The 19,784-nt window shown below is 58.9% G+C and carries 17 protein-coding genes and 2 pseudogenes; 16 read left to right on the plus strand and 3 right to left on the minus strand.

Annotation, left to right across the window (positions count from 1 at the left end; all coding sequences use genetic code 11):
- The first annotated feature begins 6 nt into the window (after positions 1-6).
- The 4 genes and pseudogenes from I6J28_RS00080 to I6J28_RS00095 all read left to right on the plus strand — a co-directional run bounded on the left by I6J28_RS00080 (position 7) and on the right by I6J28_RS00095 (position 2,007).
- The gene (locus I6J28_RS00080) at positions 7-216 is read left to right on the plus strand and encodes an acyl-CoA carboxylase subunit epsilon (RefSeq protein ID WP_204610041.1); all 210 of its coding nucleotides are present in this window, start codon (positions 7-9) and stop codon (positions 214-216) included.
- Positions 216-802: pseudogene (locus I6J28_RS00085) on the plus strand (Maf family protein). The gene I6J28_RS00080 and the pseudogene I6J28_RS00085 overlap by 1 nt, the downstream one beginning before the upstream one ends.
- A 31-nt stretch (positions 803-833) precedes the next feature.
- Positions 834-1,251, plus strand: a pseudogene (locus tag I6J28_RS00090) (DUF3151 domain-containing protein).
- A gap of 15 nt (positions 1,252-1,266) precedes the next feature.
- Complete coding sequence (locus I6J28_RS00095; RefSeq protein WP_204610047.1) at positions 1,267-2,007, plus strand: hypothetical protein; 741 nt, start codon at positions 1,267-1,269, stop codon at positions 2,005-2,007.
- Positions 2,008-2,118: 111 nt separating this feature from the next.
- Here the strand turns inward: I6J28_RS00095 and I6J28_RS00100 are convergent, their stop codons facing one another.
- Both I6J28_RS00100 and I6J28_RS00105 read right to left on the minus strand, forming a co-directional pair.
- Positions 2,119-3,012, minus strand: a complete 894-nt coding sequence (locus tag I6J28_RS00100; protein ID WP_204610049.1) for a DUF4282 domain-containing protein — start codon at positions 3,010-3,012, stop codon at positions 2,119-2,121.
- An 88-nt stretch (positions 3,013-3,100) separates the two neighbouring features.
- Positions 3,101-4,162, minus strand: coding sequence for a Cj0069 family protein (locus tag I6J28_RS00105; protein WP_204610050.1), 1,062 nt, complete (start codon positions 4,160-4,162; stop codon positions 3,101-3,103).
- Positions 4,163-4,410: 248 nt separating this feature from the next.
- Between I6J28_RS00105 and I6J28_RS00110 the strand changes: the two genes are divergently transcribed.
- From I6J28_RS00110 to I6J28_RS00140, 7 genes are all read left to right on the plus strand, one after another.
- A complete protein-coding gene (locus tag I6J28_RS00110) occupies positions 4,411-5,274 on the plus strand; it encodes a sulfurtransferase (RefSeq protein WP_005322559.1) in 864 nt (287 codons plus the stop codon).
- A gap of 154 nt (positions 5,275-5,428) precedes the next feature.
- The gene (locus I6J28_RS00115; protein ID WP_204610051.1) at positions 5,429-7,192 is read left to right on the plus strand and encodes an acetyl/propionyl/methylcrotonyl-CoA carboxylase subunit alpha; all 1,764 of its coding nucleotides are present in this window, start codon (positions 5,429-5,431) and stop codon (positions 7,190-7,192) included.
- Positions 7,193-7,215: 23 nt separating this feature from the next.
- On the plus strand, positions 7,216-7,659 hold the full coding sequence (locus tag I6J28_RS00120) for a hypothetical protein (RefSeq protein ID WP_204610052.1): 444 nt from the start codon (positions 7,216-7,218) through the stop codon (positions 7,657-7,659).
- Positions 7,660-7,700: 41 nt separating this feature from the next.
- A complete protein-coding gene (locus tag I6J28_RS00125; RefSeq protein ID WP_204610053.1) occupies positions 7,701-8,282 on the plus strand; it encodes an ABC transporter ATP-binding protein in 582 nt (193 codons plus the stop codon).
- Positions 8,279-9,301, plus strand: coding sequence for an ABC transporter permease (locus I6J28_RS00130; protein ID WP_204610054.1), 1,023 nt, complete (start codon positions 8,279-8,281; stop codon positions 9,299-9,301). The genes I6J28_RS00125 and I6J28_RS00130 overlap by 4 nt, the downstream gene beginning before the upstream one ends.
- Before the next feature lie 141 nt (positions 9,302-9,442).
- Positions 9,443-9,820: a GntR family transcriptional regulator gene (locus I6J28_RS00135; RefSeq protein ID WP_204610055.1), complete on the plus strand. Its 378-nt coding sequence runs from the start codon at positions 9,443-9,445 to the stop codon at positions 9,818-9,820.
- 14 nt (positions 9,821-9,834) lie between these two features.
- Positions 9,835-10,941: a DUF1648 domain-containing protein gene (locus tag I6J28_RS00140; protein WP_239454630.1), complete on the plus strand. Its 1,107-nt coding sequence runs from the start codon at positions 9,835-9,837 to the stop codon at positions 10,939-10,941.
- A 171-nt stretch (positions 10,942-11,112) separates the two neighbouring features.
- On the opposite strand, the gene I6J28_RS00145 is transcribed toward I6J28_RS00140, so the two are convergent.
- Positions 11,113-14,544: a pyruvate carboxylase gene (locus I6J28_RS00145; protein WP_204610072.1), complete on the minus strand. Its 3,432-nt coding sequence runs from the start codon at positions 14,542-14,544 to the stop codon at positions 11,113-11,115.
- A 325-nt stretch (positions 14,545-14,869) separates the two neighbouring features.
- Between I6J28_RS00145 and I6J28_RS00150 the strand changes: the two genes are divergently transcribed.
- From I6J28_RS00150 to I6J28_RS00170, 5 genes are all read left to right on the plus strand, one after another.
- On the plus strand, positions 14,870-15,277 hold the full coding sequence (locus I6J28_RS00150; protein WP_204610074.1) for a peptidase inhibitor family I36 protein: 408 nt from the start codon (positions 14,870-14,872) through the stop codon (positions 15,275-15,277).
- A gap of 70 nt (positions 15,278-15,347) precedes the next feature.
- The gene (locus I6J28_RS00155; protein WP_204610076.1) at positions 15,348-16,043 is read left to right on the plus strand and encodes an ABC transporter ATP-binding protein; all 696 of its coding nucleotides are present in this window, start codon (positions 15,348-15,350) and stop codon (positions 16,041-16,043) included.
- Between the two features lie 46 nt (positions 16,044-16,089).
- Positions 16,090-18,438 carry a hypothetical protein gene (locus tag I6J28_RS00160; protein WP_204610078.1) on the plus strand — a complete coding sequence of 783 codons (2,349 nt, stop codon included), beginning with the start codon at positions 16,090-16,092 and terminating at the stop codon, positions 18,436-18,438.
- A gap of 134 nt (positions 18,439-18,572) precedes the next feature.
- The gene (locus tag I6J28_RS00165; protein ID WP_204610063.1) at positions 18,573-18,941 is read left to right on the plus strand and encodes a GntR family transcriptional regulator; all 369 of its coding nucleotides are present in this window, start codon (positions 18,573-18,575) and stop codon (positions 18,939-18,941) included.
- Positions 18,928-19,782, plus strand: a complete 855-nt coding sequence (locus I6J28_RS00170; RefSeq protein ID WP_204610083.1) for an ATP-binding cassette domain-containing protein — start codon at positions 18,928-18,930, stop codon at positions 19,780-19,782. The genes I6J28_RS00165 and I6J28_RS00170 overlap by 14 nt, the downstream gene beginning before the upstream one ends.
- The last annotated feature ends 2 nt before the right edge of the window (positions 19,783-19,784 follow it).

The following is a 19,784-nucleotide window of genomic DNA, read 5'->3' on the forward strand; positions in this document are numbered from 1 at the left end:
GGGGAAATGTCTACGCCGGAAATCAAGGTAGTCAAGGGCAATCCCACCGAGGATGAGCTCGCGGCCCTGCGCGCCGTATTGGCGCAGATGAGCGCCAAGCACTCGGGCTCCACCGGAGAACGCAATGAATGGGGCAACCCGGCCGAGCGCTTCGAGCGCTATGGCGCGCAGCGCGTCTACAACCCCTCCGCCTTCCATACCGTACGGTACTTCTAATGCGGCTTATCCTCGCCTCCCAATCACCCTCGCGCGCGTCTATCCTGCGCGGCGCGGGCGTGGAGCCCGTTTGGAGCCGGCCGATATTGACGAGCGCTCCCTCGAAGCCTCGCTCGCGGGCCACCCGCCGGCCGATATCGTGGCGGCCCTCGCCACCGCCAAGGCTGAAAAGGTGGCCGAACGCTACCCCACCGAGCCCGTCATCGGCGGCGATTCCATGCTGCTGCTCGACGGCGAGCTACAAGGCAAGCCCCTTACTGAGGAAGCCACCATTGAGCGCTGGCACCAGCAAGCCGGCCGCACAGCCGAGCTGCTGACCGGCCACTGCCTTATCTTTGGCGATAAGCGCCATGTGGAAACGTCCACCACCACGGTGCACTTTGCCCAGGCCAGCAAGGCCGATATCGCAGCCTATGCCCACTCCGGCGAGCCTCTCCACTGCGCCGGTGCCTTTACCTTGGAAGCTATGGGCGGCTGGTTCATTGACCGCATCGAAGGCGATCCTTCCTCCGTTATCGGGCTATCGCTGCCGGTGGTGCGTCGCGCGCTCTATGCCTTTGATCTGAACGTCTCCGATTTCTGGTAGCAGCGCGCCGGCGTCGCTACAGTGGGGTGGCATGGAAATGAAAGACATGCTTGCCCCGAAACCCATTGAGCTGCCGGCCGATCCCGGCGCAGAGTCCACCTCGGATCTCGCCGCCGGCATTGTTGCCCACCCCGATTCCCCGCTGCTGTGGGCACTCCTAGCGGAGGCAGGAGCTCAAGGAGCAGGAAGGCTCCGAGCCGGCCGCTTTCATCACCGCCTACGCTTACGCGCGCACGGGCTACCACCGCAGCCTCGACCGCCTGCGTGGCAATGGTTGGAAGGGTTGGGGCCCTATCCCCTTCTCCCATGAACCGAACCAGGGTGTCCTGCGCGCCATCGCCGCGCTCGGCCACGCAGCCAAGGCCATCGGCGAAGACGACGAGTACGACCGCATTCGCCAGATGCTTTCCGACGCCGACCCGGACTCCGTCGCCACCCTCCTCGACTAATCCTGGAGTTCCCGCATGCCTGCCGTGACACCGCGCTGCCTACGCCGCTTCTCCGCCGCCGTATTGCTCACCGCTGCCGTGCCGCTCGCGCTCAGCGCCTGCGGTGCTCAGGAGGATTCTTCTTCCTCCCCAGAGCCGGTCTTTTCCAGCCAAGCACCTGCCGAGGATGAATCCTCCAGCGGAGACGATGCGGCTTCCGCAGCAGCACCCTCCCCGTCCGAGTCCACCGACGGGGGCGATGAAGCGACCACGCAGCAGCAGGAAAAGAGCGAGGACGCCGAGTGCACGGAGCTGCCCAACGATCCGCGCAAGGTCTACGCCTCTGGCACGGCTCCCGGGCGCATGCCCGCCGATGATGGCAGTGATTTCAATTACTGGATCGCCGATATCGACAACTCCTATGACCCGTGCGCCACGATCAGCTGGATCATCTTCCGCGGCTCAATGGGTGACTTGAACGGTCCGGCGGGCACCGGCGCTTCGATTGCTGATGGCATAGCCTTTTACGTCAATGGCGCTCCGGCCAAGGACATGTCCATCTTCCACAAGGTAGAGAGCATCACCCCGGTCTCAGACAACGAGGTCGATTTCACGTGGGGAGAGCGCAGCCGCACCACCGCAGAGGGCATTACCGCCCACCACACTGTGCGCTTGCGGGCACAGGGCGATTCCCTCGAACCGGTATCCGGTGAAGTCGCGGAATTCAACAAGATGTGGGTTGACCTTCCCAGCTACCAGCTGGGCACCTACGACTAGCTTTTCGGCCGGAATTTAATCGCCTGGGCCTGCAATACAATGCGCCCCAGCGGAATCCCGCCGGGGCGCTCGCCTTTGCTCGCTTAATTGCGCAAGCAGCTCATTACAGCGCTAGTCCATCTTGTCCAGGATATCGCCGGTGTTTTGGGCGATGCGCACGTTAGCCACCATGGCTTCCAGGAATAGCCTGATGGCGACCATGATTGCGTAGTAAATGACAGTGCTCAGTACCGCCAGGAAGATGAACGCAAAGATGCTTCCGAAGATGGCGGACGCGGAATCTTCCCTAATGCCATAAATGCCCATGCCGGTGGCGAACAAGAAGGCACCGAGGAGGTGAAGGATCCACATGATGCCACCAAGGATCATGGCAACCTTGTAGATTTCCTTCACGTGGGTAAGTGTCAGGAAGTGCTTGAACTCGAACTCAAAGAGCCCGCCCAATAGGCCGTCTTTCTTTCCCAAGCCCTTGAGGGTGTCACTCATCTGGCTCTTCTTATTACCGAGAGTCTGGCCGGAATCGGCAGTGGCATCGCCTGCTTGCGGGAACTGTCCGAATCCCTGGCTCGTGCCCTGCTGCTGGGTATAGCCGCCGAAAACCGGCCGATCGTTAGCGGACTGGGCGGAGCCGAATTGATCGCCGTTCGCAGCAGCGTCCGACGATGCCGAATCCGTAAATGGATTATGCGCACGGGAGGCAGCGCCCCCGCTTGGGGTGGAGGACTTCGAGGAGGCCCAGAAGTCAGAGGAGTTGCCCTCCGCGCTCGGCTTCGGGGAGGAAAGGTTACTCGAATTTCCAGGCTCACCAGGCTTATCGGTGTGGCCGAAAGACTTCGTCTCCTTGGCATCGGTAGAGCCGAATTCCTTAGTCTCATTCACCTCGGAGGCACCGGCGCCTTCGGCGCTTTTCGCAGCGTCCTCGGCGCGGTGACGCGGGGTTTCAGAAAAATCGCGCGGAGAAAAATCCTTCGGAAACCCGTCGGAGTTGAAATCATTATCAGCCATAATCTGGTCCTTAGAAAATGCTTTAGGGGGATGGTAGGAAAATGCCCCACGGTCACCCGTGGGGCCACTTGGCAGAATACAGCGTGCGCTAGGCGTTCGCGTCCTGAACGCGACGAATTGCCTCGGCGGCAACCTTTTCTTGGATGCCCATGTCTAGCTCGGAAGTGAAGCCAACACAGGAGCAGTTGATCTCGCCGAGGACATAGGTGTCGGTGCCATCGGGGGCATCGTCAAGCATGAAGTCCGCGGTCCAAATCAGCGGAACGTCCTTGGTATCGCCGAGCTTCTCTGCGATAACGGGGCGAGCCTTCTCGAACATCTCGAGCAACTCCGGCCAAGATTCCGGCTTATCGTAGGTGTACTTTGCGCCGGAGAAGAGCGTGGCAGAGAAGTTGTCGCCGCCTTCCGCTGGCTTCTTGTGCACGATGAATACCGGCTCGTCACCCACGAGGAGAATGCGGATTTCGCCCTCCACAATGCGCGGCATAAAGCGCATGTCCACCAGCATGCCGTTATCGCCCTCAATGTACTGGTCACAGAAGTCCATGAAGGCGCCCAGCTTGTAGTCGTGGGTCTGGTTATCTACTGCTTCGGTGCACTTCAGGGCGGTATCGAGCGGGAGCGCGGTGCCCGGTTCCACGGCCTGGGCAAGCTCCTGGTCCGCGAGGCGCACGCGCCAGATGCCCTCACCGGTGGAACCGCGGTTTTGCTTGAGCACCCGCTCACCATAAGACAGCGAGGTGGGGAAAGTATTATGCAGCTCTTCTACCTCGTAGTACGCGACGGTATCGTCCGGCACCAGCGGGGTGTCATTGAGCTTGACCAGTGCATCTTTGGCGCCGTAGGCCATCATGTCTGCCGGAGTGGACATGCCTACCAGGCCGGCGTCTGCCAGCTTGGTGAGCAATTCGAAGTAGCCCTTCTCGCCGCCGGGGATATTGCCTGGGTTCACACGAGAGATATACGCATCAAAGTTTTCAGAAACCTGGGCGTAGATTTCCTCCGCCTTGTCTGGGTGGAAGTAGATAACCTCCGCATTCCAGCCTTGTTCCTTGATCGCGTCGACGATCGGCATGGTGTCCTTACGGTGACCATCTGCGCCTTTATCGGAGCCGCCCTCTACCTCAAATACAACGATTGCATTGTGCACTAGCAATTCCCTTCTTAGGTGGTGTTCATAGCACGTTGTCGCACCATATCCGTAGTTTATCCCAGCTTTTCCTCCCCCGCCCGGCCAACTGCCCCCTCCGCCTAACCCCGCCGGCCGGCGCCCCTATTTCCCCGGCCGAGCCCTGTATCGCACACCACAGGAATGATCCCCGAGTGATCACCACGGGAAAATTCGGGTTAAAGTGGTGGGAGCAAATTACTAACCCTTATAGGAAAGGCAGGCGGACAGTGGCTGACGTTGATCCCTATCCCCCATTTCAGGAATACGCACACCCCGAGCGCCTCGTGTCTGCACCGTGGCTGTCCGCACGCCTAGGCATCAAGGGCCTGCGCGTCATCGAGGTCGATGAAGACTCGCTCCTCTATGACATTGGCCATATCCCCACCGCCACCCGCATCAACTTCCGCACGGAGCTACTGAGCCCACTTACTCGCGATTTCATCGATGGCAAAGAGTTCACTGCCTTGATGCGAGACAAGGGCATTAATGCCGACGATACGATCGTCCTTTATGGCGATAAGTCCAATTGGTGGGCCGCCTACGCCCTGTGGGTATTTACCCTCTTTGGCCACAAGGATGTTCGCCTGCTCGATGGTGGCCGCAATGCCTGGATGGCCGAGGAACGCGATACTTCCTTCATGGTGCCGGACTTCCCCGTATCCGAATACCCCGAGGTAAGCCGCGATGATTCCGTCCTGCGTGCCTTCGTAGACCAAGTGCGCGAGTCCGAAGGAGCGCTCGTGGATACCCGCTCCCCAGAGGAGTTTGCGGGCGAGGCCACCGAGCACGATCCCAATGGCGATTCCGCCTACGGAACCACCATGCGCCACGGCCACATCCCGGGCGCCATCAACCTCGAGTGGGACCGTTCCAACTATCCCAACTCCTGCTTCCGCTCGGCCGAGGAGCTCAAGGTTAATTACGGAATGTTGGAGCCTGAATCTGCAACGATTCTCTACTCCCACGTGGGCGCACAGGCCGCACACACCTGGTTTGTGTTGACGCATCTTTTGGGATTCACAAAGACGCAGGTCTACGATGGTTCGTGGTCTGAGTGGGGCAATATGGTGAAAATGCCGATTGAGCGTTAACTTTTCGGTTTCGCCACATAAACCCATATCCGGCAGGATGTGGGTTTATTTTTGTTCAAAAACATCCCCACTCGCGTGCGTGAAAATTAACTCATGCTTTTGTGTGCAAGAATAGATTGCGTATTCAACCTAATGTGTTCAGGAGGTTGCTGCCGTGGCAGTAGAAACCAAAAAGATCTCTAAGGTTCTCGTGGCGAACCGCGGTGAGATCGCCGTTCGCGTGATCCGCGCGGCCCGCGACGCTGGCATTGCCTCCGTCGCCGTCTACGCCGAGCCAGACGCCCAGGCACCTTTTGCCTCGCTTGCCGACGAAGCCTTTGCCCTCGGCGGCACCACTTCTGCAGAGTCATACCTCGTCTTTGACAAGATTCTGGACGCCGCAGAAAAGTCCGGCGCCGATGCTATCCACCCCGGCTATGGCTTCTTGTCTGAAAACGCCGACTTTGCCCAGGCCGTCATCGATGCCGGCCTGACTTGGATTGGCCCCTCCCCCGAGTCCATCCGTGACTTGGGAGATAAGGTTACCGCGCGGCACATCGCCGAGCGCGCCGAAGCCCCCATGGCCCCAGGCACCAAAGATCCGGTAGCCGGCGCCGATGAGGTGCAGTCCTTCGCCATGGAATACGGCCTGCCCGTAGCCATCAAGGCTGCCTTTGGCGGCGGCGGCCGCGGCATGAAGGTGGCCTACTCCGCAGAGGAAATCCCCGAGCTCTTTGAATCCGCCACCCGTGAGGCGACTTCCGCCTTCGGTCGCGGCGAGTGCTTCGTAGAGCGTTACCTGGACCGAGCCCGCCACGTCGAGGCCCAGGTGCTGGCGGATAAGCACGGCAACGTAGTCGTCGTCGGCACGCGCGATTGCTCCCTGCAGCGCCGCTTCCAAAAGCTGGTCGAAGAAGCCCCGGCTCCTTTCCTCACTGATGAGCAGCGCGCCTCCATCCACGAGTCCGCCAAGCGCATCTGCCGCGAGGCCGGCTACTACGGCGCAGGCACCGTGGAATACCTGGTGGGCGCCGATGGCCTCATTTCCTTCCTAGAGGTCAATACCCGCCTGCAGGTGGAGCACCCAGTTTCCGAGGAAACCACCGGCCTCGATCTCGTGCGCGAGCAGTTCCGCATCGCTGAGGGCCACGAGCTCTCTCTGAAGGAAGACCCCACCCCGCGCGGCCACGCCTTCGAGTTCCGCATCAACGGCGAGGATGCCGCGGCGAACTTCATGCCAGCCCCTGGCACCATCGTGAAGTACTCCGAGCCGTCGGGTCCGGGCGTGCGCGTTGATTCCGGCGTCGTCCAGGGCTCCGTCATTGGCGGCCAATTCGATTCCATGCTGGCCAAGCTCATCGTCTGGGGCCCAGACCGCGAGACCGCGCTGCGTCGCTCCGCCCGCGCCCTGTCCGAGTACACGGTGGAGGGCCTGCCCACCGTTATCCCGTTTGACCAGGCTATCGTTGCTGATCCAGCTTTCACCGCAGAAGACGGCAACTTCGACGTCTACACCAAGTGGATCGAAGAGGAATGGGATAACCAGCTGCCCGCCCACGATGACTCCACCGATGCCGAGGCTGCAGAGGCAGAGCCGTCCCAGGTACACACCGTGGAAATCGACGGCCGCCGCATCGAGGTCGCCCTCCCCGCCTCCTTCGGCGCCACCGGCACCCCACGCAAAAAGAAGAAGCGCAAGGGCTCTGGCGCCAAGGCCGCTGTATCCGGCGATGCCGTTACCTCCCCAATGCAGGGCACGGTCATCAAGGTCAACGTCGAAGAAGGTCAAGAGGTCACCGAGGGCGAGGTCCTCCTCGTGCTCGAGGCCATGAAGATGGAAAACCCCGTCAAGGCACATAAGGCCGGCACCGTTACCGGCTTGGCCGTGGAGGCAGGCGCTGCTACCACCAAGGGCAGCGTACTGCTGGAAATCAAGTAGCCTACCCCGCTAGCCTTGGAAGAATGACTGATTCTTCTCTCGGCGTGCGCTTGGCCAAGGAAGAGGACCGCGACTATCTTGCGGGCCTCTTCCCTTCTTCTATCGCGGACTGGTCCCCCATTGTGGACGGCGGGGTTATCGCCCTGCCCATGGCCGCCAACGAGGACCCCACTGTTGCTCCCCGCGGCGCCGCGCTCCTGCGCTACTATCCCGCCGCCGACAAAGGCCCAGCTTTCTTGGGCGATCCCTCGGCGCACCCGCTTGACGACGCCACCTGGCTTACCCCCTTCGACCCCGAAGACATTCCCGAGCTCATCGTCTCCAGCGATGACCCCGCCGCCCGCGAGTTGCTTATTGCCAACGCCATCGGCCTCGCGGCCGAGCAGACTGCCCCCGGCATCTCTTCCGCTGAGCCCTTGCCCGGATTTGAAGAGCTCGACCCCGGTAAGTTCTTCCGCCGCTTCTAGCTCGCCCTAGGTCCGGCCGCCCTCCTGCTAACCTAGCTACGATGCTGAAAATAGATGCAACTTATGGACATTCCACCGCTTTAGGGCGCCTGAATCGCACCTTCGACGCCGGTCGCGTATACGGCTTGAAGGGCCCCAATGGTGCGGGTAAATCTACGCTGCTGCAGACGTTGAGCGGCGAGATTGCCCCACTCGAGGGCACCGTTACCATCGACGGCACCGGGCCCGGCAGCGCAGAGGCCGCCGGCTCCGTCATCGCAGTCGCGGACCCGGTCTTCTTGCCCGACCTCACCGTCGGCGAACACTTCACCCTGCTTTCGCGCCGCTCCGGCGTAGACTTTGCCGAGGTCCATGAGCTGTGGGCCCTCGATGACGCCATCCTAAACTCCGCAGTCAGCGACCTTTCTTCTGGCCAGCGCCAGCGCGTTTACCTCGCCGCCCAGCTCTATCAGCCGGCCAAGGCTCTGCTTATCGACGAACCCGAGCGCCACCTTGACCACACCTGGACCGCCTTCTTGGCCGAGGAGCTGCGCCACCTCGCCGCCGAGGGCCGTTGTGTAGTGCTGGCCTCCCACTCCCCGGCCATCTTCGATGCCTGCGACGAGGTGGTGGAAATTTCATGAAGCTTCTGTCCACAGCCTCCTCAGCCCTCTATTACGCCTTTATAGCGGCGCTCATCGCGAGCGTCAGTGTTTACGCTTGGCAGAATGCCGCCGAGGTTTTGCCCTCGCTCGCGCAGCGCACAGCCGCGGCCCTGCCCGCCACCGCGACCATCGGCGCTGGGGTCGGCTCCCTCGCCCTCATCGTTCTTCTTGAAGCGCTCTATCCGCTGCGCAGCCTTTCGCTCAGCCGGTGGGTCTATGTGGATAGGCCGCGGGGGCGTATGCGGGGCGTCGATAAGCTGTCCATTGCCCAGCTCGCCGGCGTGAGCCTCCTCGGCCTAGCCCTGTGCACGTCGCTGCGCCTTCCGCTCTATGCGGCGATGGCCCTCCCCTTGCTGCGCATAGCGCTCGGCTGGCGTTCCTTCGACCTCGCCTCGCTTCTTCGCGCGGGCCGCACCCGTGCCGTCGGCTCGTCTTCCTTTGGGCTTTTGGATTCTGAGGTTTCTGCCGATGCCATTGCTTCCCAGTCGGCGCGCCTGCGCCCCAGCTCGCGCGCCACGACGTCGCCCAGCTATCTCTTTATCCGGCGCCTATACCGCCGCTGGTACATCCCGCTCGGCGCGGTAGCTGTCATCGGCCTCACCCTAGGCCTTGTCCCACAGCTCGGCAGCCTGGCGCTCATAGGATTCGCTGCCGCATGGACCATCGTCGGCGCCGCCACCGGCCGCGCCGCATCCTTTGGCCGCATCATCGACGGAACCTGGCCCGACTGGGGACTTCCCTTGACCGCGACAGCCGGTGCCGCCGTTCTCGGTACCGCCTTCATCGCCGCCGTGTGGAAGCTGCCGGTACTCGTACTCGCCGCGTGCTGTTTAGGACTTACCTACGCCTCCTTCAAGCGCTCCCGCCCAGCGCGAGTGGCCACCATGAACATCATCGACACCGGTGGCTTCGGTGCTTCGTTCTCCCCCGAAGTCTTCGGTTACTTCCTGCGCGGCGGCTACGGCATTGCGGCCGTAGCTGTGGTCCTCTTCTTTTAGTCGCCCTGCGCTTTCCCCAGGTACGCCACTTCAATAAGTTGCACATACCTGGGGATTTCTTTTGAGCTTTATTCTGTATTACTTCACATAACACAGTTTGTGTTACTATAAGTAATACAGAATAAAGATTGGAGGTGACAGATGTTCATTAACCTCAACCCCGATTCAGATGTCCCCGTCTTCCAACAAATCCACGATGAATTAGTACTGGCCATAGCTCGCGGCCAGCTCTCTGATGGCGACAAGCTAGACCCTGTCCGCCGCGTCGCCAAAGACATAGGCATCAACCCAGCCACCGTAAAAAAGGCGTACGACCTCTTGGTCTCTGACGGCCTCATTGAAACCGCCGGCCGCTCCGGCTCCATCGTCAGACCCGGCGCTCACACCGAGGCTCAAGAAAGACAACTAGCTGAGCAATTAGGCCGAGTAGTTGCGCTCGCCCGTGCCCAAGGCTTTAGCCCAGATGAGCTCCACACCCACCTCAGCTCCACTCTTAAACACTTGGAAGTATCGTCATGATTTTCGCCCTCTTAATGGCCGTCACAACTCTCGCAATTACTTGGATTATGGCCAAAGCTCCCTCCCTTTCCTCGCCCGGCACACCGCTCGGTGTGCGCGTGCCAAAGGACTACCTTTCCGATAGTGCAGTTACCTCTGCTCTTGCTGGATACAAGGTACGTACTTGGGGTTGCGGCGTCGCGGCAACAATTCTGTCCCTCTTTGCCTGGAAATTGCCACTCCTCGCCGCCGTACCGTCCCTCTTGGTGACGCTCGGCGGCTTGTGGGCCTACATCTCTCAACGCCGCCGCATCATCGCCGCGAAAAAGGCCGGCGGTTGGTTCGACGAGGTTGAAACCACCATCGCTGCTCGTGTTTCCACCAACGCCAATGGCACACCCGAATTCGCAGGCATCCCCACGCCGACTTTTCCGTGGATAACAATGCTCGCCTCGCTGTTGTGTATCGCGGCCGGTGCCATCATCGTCGCTTCCCACTGGTCCGATATTCCTGACCCCGTTCCAGTGCACTGGAATTCTTCCATGGAGGCGGATAATTGGAGCGAAAAGAGTATCGGCAGCGTTTTTTCTATCTCATTCATCGCCTTAGGAATGCTCTTGCTTTTCGCCGTCATCTGCTCTTGTATCGCACATAGTGAGGTATTCCCACGTTCAGAACGCAGCATTAAAGCTCGACTGCGCAACGAGGCCAACCTCGCCTTCACGAATACCGGTATGGGAGTCTTCACCCTGCTCATGTGTGTGGGCATGGCCTTCATGCAAGTAACCGGCCCTGTACCGCAATTTCAACGGTTCAATGGAGCCGCCATTATCACGATGTTGGTTATTACCATCGGTGGCAGCATCGGACTGGTTGCGTTTCTTCTCTACAAACAATCTCAATTATCCGAGCAACTGCGTGGAATCCGCTTTCCCGATGAAGACAATGAATCACCGGACAATGACCACCTCTATAAATGGGGCGTGATGTACTACAACCCCGAGGATCCTGCGGTACTAGTGGATAAGCGCTTCGGCACAGGCATGTCGTTTAATTTCGCCCGCTGGCAGGCCAAGGCATTCCTCGTCATCACGCTTCTGGTTCTAGTCGGCTCAATAGCGCTACCTTTCCTACTAGGCTGAAAATTTTAGCCCTCCACGCTGTATCACGATTTTCGTCCATATAAACCACCAAAACCGTCGACGAAATCGGTGGTTTATATGGACGAAAGTCGCGAAAGCCGCCTGCAGACAGCACAGCGCCCCGCTTCCTAGAGGATTGCGCGTAGGAAGCGGGGCGCTGGCGTGCGTCAGTTAGTTGATGACGGCGATAAGGTCGCCGCCTTCCACCTTGGTGGCCTGGCCGATGGCCACGCGCTCGACCACGCCATCCTTAGTGGCGGAGATGGAGGCTTCCATCTTCATTGCTTCGATGACGGCGATCTGGTCGCCAGCCTTAACCTCGTCGCCAGGCTTGGCGGTGGGGTTGACCACGCCGGCGAATGGTGCGGCGACGTGTCCCTCGTTGGAGGGGTCGGCCTTTTCTACGGTAGCGACCGTGGATTCGGCGTTCTCGTCGCGCACCTTCATCGGGCGAATCTGGCCGTTGACGTTGAGAACCACGTTACGCATGCCCTTTTCGTCCGGCTCACCCACGGCGTCGAGGCGCACCACGACCTGCTTGAGGTCGGCGCGATCGGTGGAGTCCTCTGGGAAGTAGTGGACGACCTTTTCTTCGCCTTCGGTAAGACCGTAGAAGAAGGTGGTATCCGTCAATGCCTCAGTGTTGCCGTACTTGCGGCGGAACTCATTGAATTCCTCGAACTGCTTGGGGAATAGCAGGCGGTTCAGGCTGGCGCGGCGCTCATCCGAGCTATCGGATTCCAGATGCGGCTGTTCTTCCGCAGGAACCTCGCTCACCTTGGCGCCGGTTTCCTCGCGGCCATCGAGCACCTTATCGCGCAGCTCTGGCCAACCGCCCGGAGGAGTACCGAGCTGGCCGCGGAGGAACTGGTTGACCGAATCCGGAATATCGAACTTGGTCGGGTTGGCAGCGAAGTCATCAGGGTCTACGCCCGCACCCACAAGGTGAAGGGCGAGATCGCCTACAACCTTGGAGGACGGGGTGACCTTGGTTGGGCGGCCGAGCATCTCGTTGACCGCAGCATAGGTGTCCTCAATGATCTCGAAGCGGTCTGCCAAGCCAAGGGCGACAGCTTGGGCACGCAGGTTGGACAGCTGACCGCCTGGAATTTCGTGCTTGTAAACGCGACCGGTCGGGCCAGGGATACCGTTCTCAAACGGGGCATAGAGCTGGCGCACGGCCTCCCAGTAGGGCTCGAGATCCGATACGGCCTGCAGGTCGATGCCGGTATCGCGCTTGGACTGGGAGAAAGCCGCAATAAGAGCCGACAGCGATGGCTGCGAAGTAGTACCGGCTAATGGTGCGGAGGCGCCATCGACAATGTCTGCGCCAGACAGGGCGGCCGCATAGTAGGTCGCCATCTGTCCACCGGCGGTATCGTGCGTGTGCACGTGCACCGGCAGATCGAATTCCTTGCGTAGCGCCATGACCAGCTTGGAAGCAGCCTCAGGGCGAAGCAGACCCGCCATATCCTTGATGGCGAGGATATGGGCGCCAGATTCCACAATCTGTTCGGCCAGCTTGAGGTAGTAATCCAGCGTGTACAAGTTCTCCTTCGGCGAGGCAAGGTCACCGGAGTACGCCATGGCCACCTCAGCAACGGTGGTATTGGTCTCGAGTACGGCATCGATGGCGGGGCGCATCTGAGAGACGTCGTTAAGTGCGTCGAAGATGCGAAAGACGTCCACGCCGGACTTGGCTGCTTCCTGGACAAAGCCACGGCAGACCGAATCTGGGTACGGGGTATAGCCCACGGTATTGCGGCCGCGCAGGAGCATCTGGATGTTCTGGTTCGGCATGGCCTCACGCAGCAAGTCCAAGCGGACCCACGGATCCTCGTGGAGGAAGCGCATGGCGACGTCATAAGTCGCACCGCCCCAAGCCTCAACGGAGAAGAGGTTCGGAGTCATGCGCGCTACGGCCTCGGCCGCAGAAACCAAAGCAGTGCCACGAACGCGGGTGGCCAACAGGGACTGGTGGGCGTCACGGAAGGTGGTATCCGTAACCATCAGCGCATTCTGATTGCGGATCTTTTCTGCCCACTTCTGCGGGCCAAACTCGAGAAGATCATCGCGGGAACCGCGTGGGAGCGGCTCGGAAAGGTCTAGCTCGGGGAGCTTATCAAATGGGCGCAGAGCCGTCGGGCGCTTACCGTTGGGCTTATTAACGGTGGTCTCCGCGATGTATTCGAGGATGCGACCAGATTCGTCGACTGCGGGCGGAGCCTTGAGCAGGTGCGGGTGTGCGTTGATGAATCCGGTGTCCACGCGGGTCTGAGTAAAGTCCGGCTCGCGCAGCAGGGCGCGCAGGAAGCCGATATTGGTGGCCACGCCGGAGACGGTGAACTCGTTGAGCGCACGCTGGGCGCGCTGCACAGCCTGTTCGAAAGTGGCTCCGCGGCAGGTCATCTTCACCAGCAGAGAGTCGAAGTTGGGCGAAACCTCTGCGCCCACGGAAGTTGCACCGTCTAGGCGCACGCCGGCGCCGCCCGGCGAACGATACGCGGTCAGCGTGCCGGTATCGGGACGGAAGCCGTTATTCGGGTCCTCGGTGGTGATGCGGCACTGCAGGGCAGAACCGGTGATGGAAATCTTGTCTTGGGCGAGGTGAATATCTTCCAGCGATGCGCCGGCCGCGATATTCATCTGGGCCTTGACGATGTCTACGCCGGTGATTTCCTCAGTCACGGTGTGCTCCACCTGCACACGCGGGTTCATCTCGATGAAGACGTGATTGCCGCGCTCATCGACGAGGAATTCCACGGTGCCCGCACCCTCGTAATTGATGTGCTCGCAGAACTTCACCGCATCCTGGCAGATGCGGTCACGCAGCTCGGAATCCAGCGACGGCGCCGGCGCAATCTCTACTACCTTCTGGTGACGGCGCTGCACCGAGCAGTCACGCTCGAAGAGGTGCACCACATTGCCCTGGCTATCGGCGAGAATCTGCACCTCGATGTGCTGCGGTTTGATGACTGCGGTCTCCAGGTACACGCTGCCGTCTCCGAACGCCGCCTCCGCCTCGCGCGAAGCCTCGGCCGCCTTTTCGCGCAGCTGATCCTCGGATTCCACGAAGCGCATGCCGCGCCCGCCGCCACCGGCGACAGCCTTAACGAATACGGGGAAGTTAAAGTCCTTGGAGTATTCCACCAGCTTATCGACGTCCGTCGATGGCTCCGAGTCCTGCAACGTCGGCAGCCCGGCTTCCTTTGCCGCACTAACCGCAGCCGCCTTATCACCGGTGAGGTCCAACGTGCTTGGGGTCGGACCAATGAACTTAATGCCATTGTCCTCGCACGCACGAGCAAGATCCGCGCGCTCCGAAAGGAATCCGTAGCCGGGGTAAATGGCATCCGCTTCGGCCTTCTTGGCGGCGCGGATAATCTCATCAATGTCCAAGTATGCCTTGACCGGCTGCCCCTCGGCGCCGATGCGGACGGCCTCATCCGCGAAGGCGCGGTGGAAGGAGTTTCGGTCTTCGCGAGGATAGACCGCGACGGTCTTTGCCCCGGTCTCAAAGGCAGCACGGAATGCACGCACGGCGATTTCGCCGCGGTTGGCTACCAGAATCTTTTTGAACGATGGAAGCGCGGGATTAGCCACTTCGGTGTTCCTTTCAACTCGGAAGGCGCTGAGATACAACGTCTCCACTCGGGTGATCCGTATCTCAGTTTAGAGATCGAAACCTTCCTTGTCTGCCCATTTTCAAGCGGAGTTTGCCACACCACCCAGCGGTTAAACCGCTGAATGGGAGGTTTCTGCAGCCCGACCAGTAATAACAGGGTTAGCCGGTCTGTAAATCTTGCAAATTTTCGCCTCAGCAAAATATGCAGCGGGGACACCCTTGGATTCACTAAGTGTTCATTTTCACTTCATACTAATTTTTCTTTAATTAATGCATATTTATATGCAAGGTGTTACTTTCGTTTTGCGCACCCAGCGCACGTTCCGCCAATCTCTAACAAGGAGAGAAAATGACAATAAAGAACTCGCTACAGCCAGCGTAGCCATCGCAGCACTGAGCGGAATCGCCGTACCAGCAGCCAGTGCCTCCGCAGGTGAATGCGGTGGAGGCCTAGTGTGCATTTTCAACGAAGCGAACTTCGGCGGTTTCCTAGGTTCCCGTGGCCCCGGAATCGGAATCATGAACGTTTCGCGCAACGCCAATGACAAGATGTCATCGTGGATCAATAACACTGGAGGCCATGCTGCCTGGTACCAGCACGCCAACGGCGGCGGCAAGTGGCACACCATGACGCCATTCTCCAATAACAATTATGTGGGCTGGTGGAGCAACGACACCCTTACCTCGTGGCGCACTAATCGGGGCTGCTAAGTAGACATCCGTTAACTGGGAAGAAGGATGACAATCATCTTTCTTCCCAGCTTCAATATTTCAGAACTAAATGACCCAAATTCACATTCACCAAGTTCATAAAACACTCGGCGTTGGCCCTAAGGCGACTCACGCACTCAAGGGAGTTTCATTAAAAGCCGCACAGGGAGACTTCATTGCAATCTCCGGCAAAAGCGGTTCAGGGAAAACCACTTTTTTGGACATGCTTTCCGGCTTAATCTCCATCGACTCGGGCTCAGTCACGGTTAGCGGGGTCAAAGTAGATACCGCTTCTGAAAAGGAATTGCTTCGTCTGCGCAGGGAGATTATTGGCATTGTCCACCAATCCGATCTCATCATTCCTGAGCTGACCGCCGCCGAAAACGTGCAACTCGTCCTATCAGCAGCAGGATACAAGCCTGTAGATTCTCGAACGGCGGCTGAATCCCTCTTAGAACAAGTAGGTCTCGAGGGACTAGAGACCCGATATCCCGACGAATTGTCCCGCGGCCAATGCCAGCGGGTCGGTATTGCCCGTGCGTTGAGCGGAAACCGGTCGATCCTACTAGCAGACGAGCCTTCTGCCGCTTTGGATCAACAAAACTCGCGAAGCGTTTTTGCACTGTTTAGAAAACTCGCCAGTCAGGGAACAACCATCATCACTGCTTCCCATGACCCGATCGTTCTGGACTATTGCACCCGATCTTTCACCTTGATCGACGGCCTTCTACACAATGCAGAGGAGGCGGAGGAGTCACTTGGTTAGCCAACTTCTATCCAAAATCATTAAAGGACAGCCCAAAGTGCGTCTCATGTACGCACTAGCTGCTCTCAGCATTCTCCTCCTTGCCGCTACAGCCACGAGTGCGATGCTTATGACAATGTCCGCCGAACAACACGTCGCATCGAACCTAGGCGATAACCACCAGCGAGCAGACGCGCCCTGTTCACTTTCCTTAGGCGACAATATCGACGATTGCCTATCCGCACCGTCAGATCCCAAGCGGTTCTCCCGTGAACTTGTATCGCAAGACTTCTACGTGGATACTGACCCCGATCACCGAATGACATATTCGGAGGGTGATTGGGAAAGCCAAGGGCCCAGCTACGGTTTAACTTTGGAATCAGGTCGGTGGCCAACCTCTCCGGGGGAAATTATCGCAACCACAGCTAGCGGTCTTTCCGAGGAATCAGGGGTCAGTGCCTTTAGTAGCAACCTGGAGATTAACGTGGTCGGCACCGTTACCAGTAAATATGTGCCGACCGCAACCGCCGTGTACGCAGCGCCTGGCACATGGGATCTCAGCACCACTCCTTCATCCCCATCTAGTGCTGGGGCGCGCCCAATGCTTTTAGATAACCAGTCTTCGGACCAAGAAGAACTAGAAAAGACAATGGATCGCATTGCTCACGTAGACAATGCCGAGTTCAGCGCCAGAGAAGCAGTGAAACTGTCCTACCTCTCAAGGCAATCGCTGGAGAATCAGCCTCCCAAAAGCCTTCTTGATGAATACTCGTTTTTCTTCGGAATTTTTGCGTTTCTCTTACCTCTATTTTTCTCAGCCTTCCTAACTGCCATGCAAAGGCGCGCGCTCGAAGCCCCAGCCACCGCTCTACATCAACTCGGAATATCCAGGAAGAAGTTGTGGGCTATCTTCCACGTACAGATCCTTTTTCTAGTCCTTTCAATTTCAGTGTGCGCTATTGTCACCGGTACGCTTTTTCCTCACCTCTTTAAAACCCATCTAGCAGAGTTGGGGTCCGTGCCTGGCCGAGATTTCGTCCTCCCCTGGAAATGGTGCGGGTTGCTTTTAGCATCCGCCTTACTTCCCCCGATCTTCAGCGCACTGACAACTGCATTACCGATCCGGTTCCAAAAACCCAACCTTGCGGAACATCAACTTTCTGCTAAATGGAAGCGAGCTTCAGCCGGGGCTATCCCGGCACTGTGCGCCATAGCACTAGCAACCGTATTGTTCGCTGGGGTAGTCGGCCCGGAAATTTTCACAACTCTTGCTCCAATCCCTACGTTAGCGCTCGCGATAGCGTTGACGCTCGCTGTAACTATTTCTATTAAAAGCGATTCCCCAACGTCACCGAGTCACCTGGCCCGTCGCTTTCTAAGTTCGCACCGTTTTCTTCCGCTAATTGGAGTAGTCCTATTGTCCAGTACAGCAGGGATAGCAATCTTCAGCAGCAACCTGGCCGCTAGTATGACCGCCTCAGAAGCTGAATCCTACGCACCAATTGTCGCGCCCGACCAAGCAATCTTGACCCTGCCAAATGAAATGGATTCTGCGAGAGAAGCTGCACAGAATTCATTAGTATCCCAAGGTGACTTGCCCGAACCCATTTCTGCACAGCAGCTTTCCGCAGGGTTGCCGATGACTCCTGATGTATCGGGAACTTTTGGCATTCTTTCCGTGCAGGATGCCAAGAGTTGGGAAAGGCTTACCGACGAAACGCTAACCTCCGACGAAAGGCAAACCCTTGAAGCCGGTGGTGTCCTTGTCCGCGACAAGAAACTTATAGATGACTCTCACACACAGATCACCGATTCAAACGAAAAATCGCACACGCTCGATGCCCAAGAGGGTTCTTTTGGAAACTACTGGGAGAAACAAGTTGGCGGTGTGGTGCTAAACAGCACCGCACAAAGTCTTGAAATTCCTAGCACTTCAACCCTATGGATATTCGACGGATTATCCGCCCAAAAGGCAGAACGAGTGCCAGAAATCGCTAATTATCTTGGTATACCACCTGAGGATATCCAGCTTTCCAAAGGCTATGAAAGCGAGACCCCCTTATCGTTCTACATCAGCCTTACAGCAGCTCTGCTTTCTGCAATCGCTATATCCTTTGTGATTGCGCGTGGACTAAATACCAGTATGAACACACTGCACACCACCTTTTTCCACTTGGGTCTGCGCCGTGATTGGAGCCTCAAATCGCTTTCTTGGGCCATAGCGATTATCTGCCTAAGTTCCCTGCTCATCGGAGTCTTCAGCGGTCTCGCCCCGTTAGCAGCATATAGCTTCTTGCTCGGTGATGGCTTCCTGTTCGCAGTCGATTGGACAGCAATGGGCTTCACCATCATTTCAGTCCTAGCGGGCACCCTATTCGGAGCATTCATTCAACAAAAACACCTTCACCGGCACTAATCACCTCTCCACTCGGTCCGCGGTCACAAGTCTCATTGACGGTGGGTCTCCCTTCGTTATATGGTTACCCACATAGGTGGTAAACCCATACACCACGGAAGGAATCACATGCCGCATGTACGAGAGGCCGCACCATGAGCGATACCCGGCCCATTTATCAGCAACTAGCAGGAGGGATCAGGGACATGATTATTTCCGGTGAGCTCGCCGAGGGCGAACGCGCCCCCAGCACCAATGAGCTTTCGGCTTTCCACTCCGTTAACCCAACTACCTCCGCAAAGGCACTAACCGTCCTCTTCGAGGAAGGCCTGCTGGAAAAGCGGCGCGGTTTGGGCATGTTCGTGCGCGAAAGCGCGCGCAACAAGGTCCGCCACCAACGCCAAGAAGCCCTTAGGGAAGACTTCATCGTTCCGCTTCTCAAAGAAGGAGCCGCGCTGGGCTTAAGCGCCAGCGATATCGCCGACCTCATCGAAGCCGAAGGAGACCATCATGACGCACCTTAAGATGCACAATGTCAGCTGCAAGCGCCGCCTGCACGTGCCACACCTGGAGCTCACCGCCGGCATGTATGGGCTAATCGGGCCCAATGGCGCGGGCAAGACCACACTCCTGCGCACAGTGGCCGGGTTCCTGCCCGCAAAGGGCAGCATCGATAGCTCGCAGGTGGCGATTGCGCGCACCGGCGCCGATATCTTGCTCGCCGGTTCCACCGTGGCCCAGCACCTGCGCGCTGCACAGCACGTGCGCGAGGGATTCGACGTGGGGTATGCGGGGGAGTTGTTGGATAAGGTGGGCGTCGATAAGCGCAACAAGAACCGCACCTTGAGCACCGGCCAGCGCCAACTGGTTGCCTGTGCCACTGCCCTGGCTGCGCGCACGCCGGTCACCCTCCTCGATGAGCCTTTCAACGGCCTGGACGCGCCGACGCGCACGCGCTTGCGCGAGCTCATTATCGCCCACGCCTCCGGCACCCCGGACTGGCTGCTGGTGCTTTCTTCTCACCGCGCCGAGGACCTCGTCGGTCTGGTTGACCACGTCATTACCGTGCACGACGGCACGGTCAATAAACCCACCGACCTGGAATCCCAACGGCCGCACTACCCCGTGCTTAGCGGCAGCACCAAAGACGTGGAGCAAGCACTCGCGCTTGCCGACGCCCTCCCCCTCCACCATTCCTCCCTTGGCTCCACATCCAAGGTGCACGCCTGGTGCCCGGCCCCGTTCCCTGCCGATACCGCAGCCGCCGCCCAGGTCACCGTCTCCTACCTCGACGACGGCCAACTCATTGATTCCCTTGTCTCCCGCGCCCACGAATCCGCCCGCACCCCACAAGAGGAGTCCTAGCC

This window comes from Corynebacterium tuberculostearicum (genome assembly GCF_016894265.1).
GTDB classification, from domain to species: domain Bacteria; phylum Actinomycetota; class Actinomycetes; order Mycobacteriales; family Mycobacteriaceae; genus Corynebacterium; species Corynebacterium tuberculostearicum_D.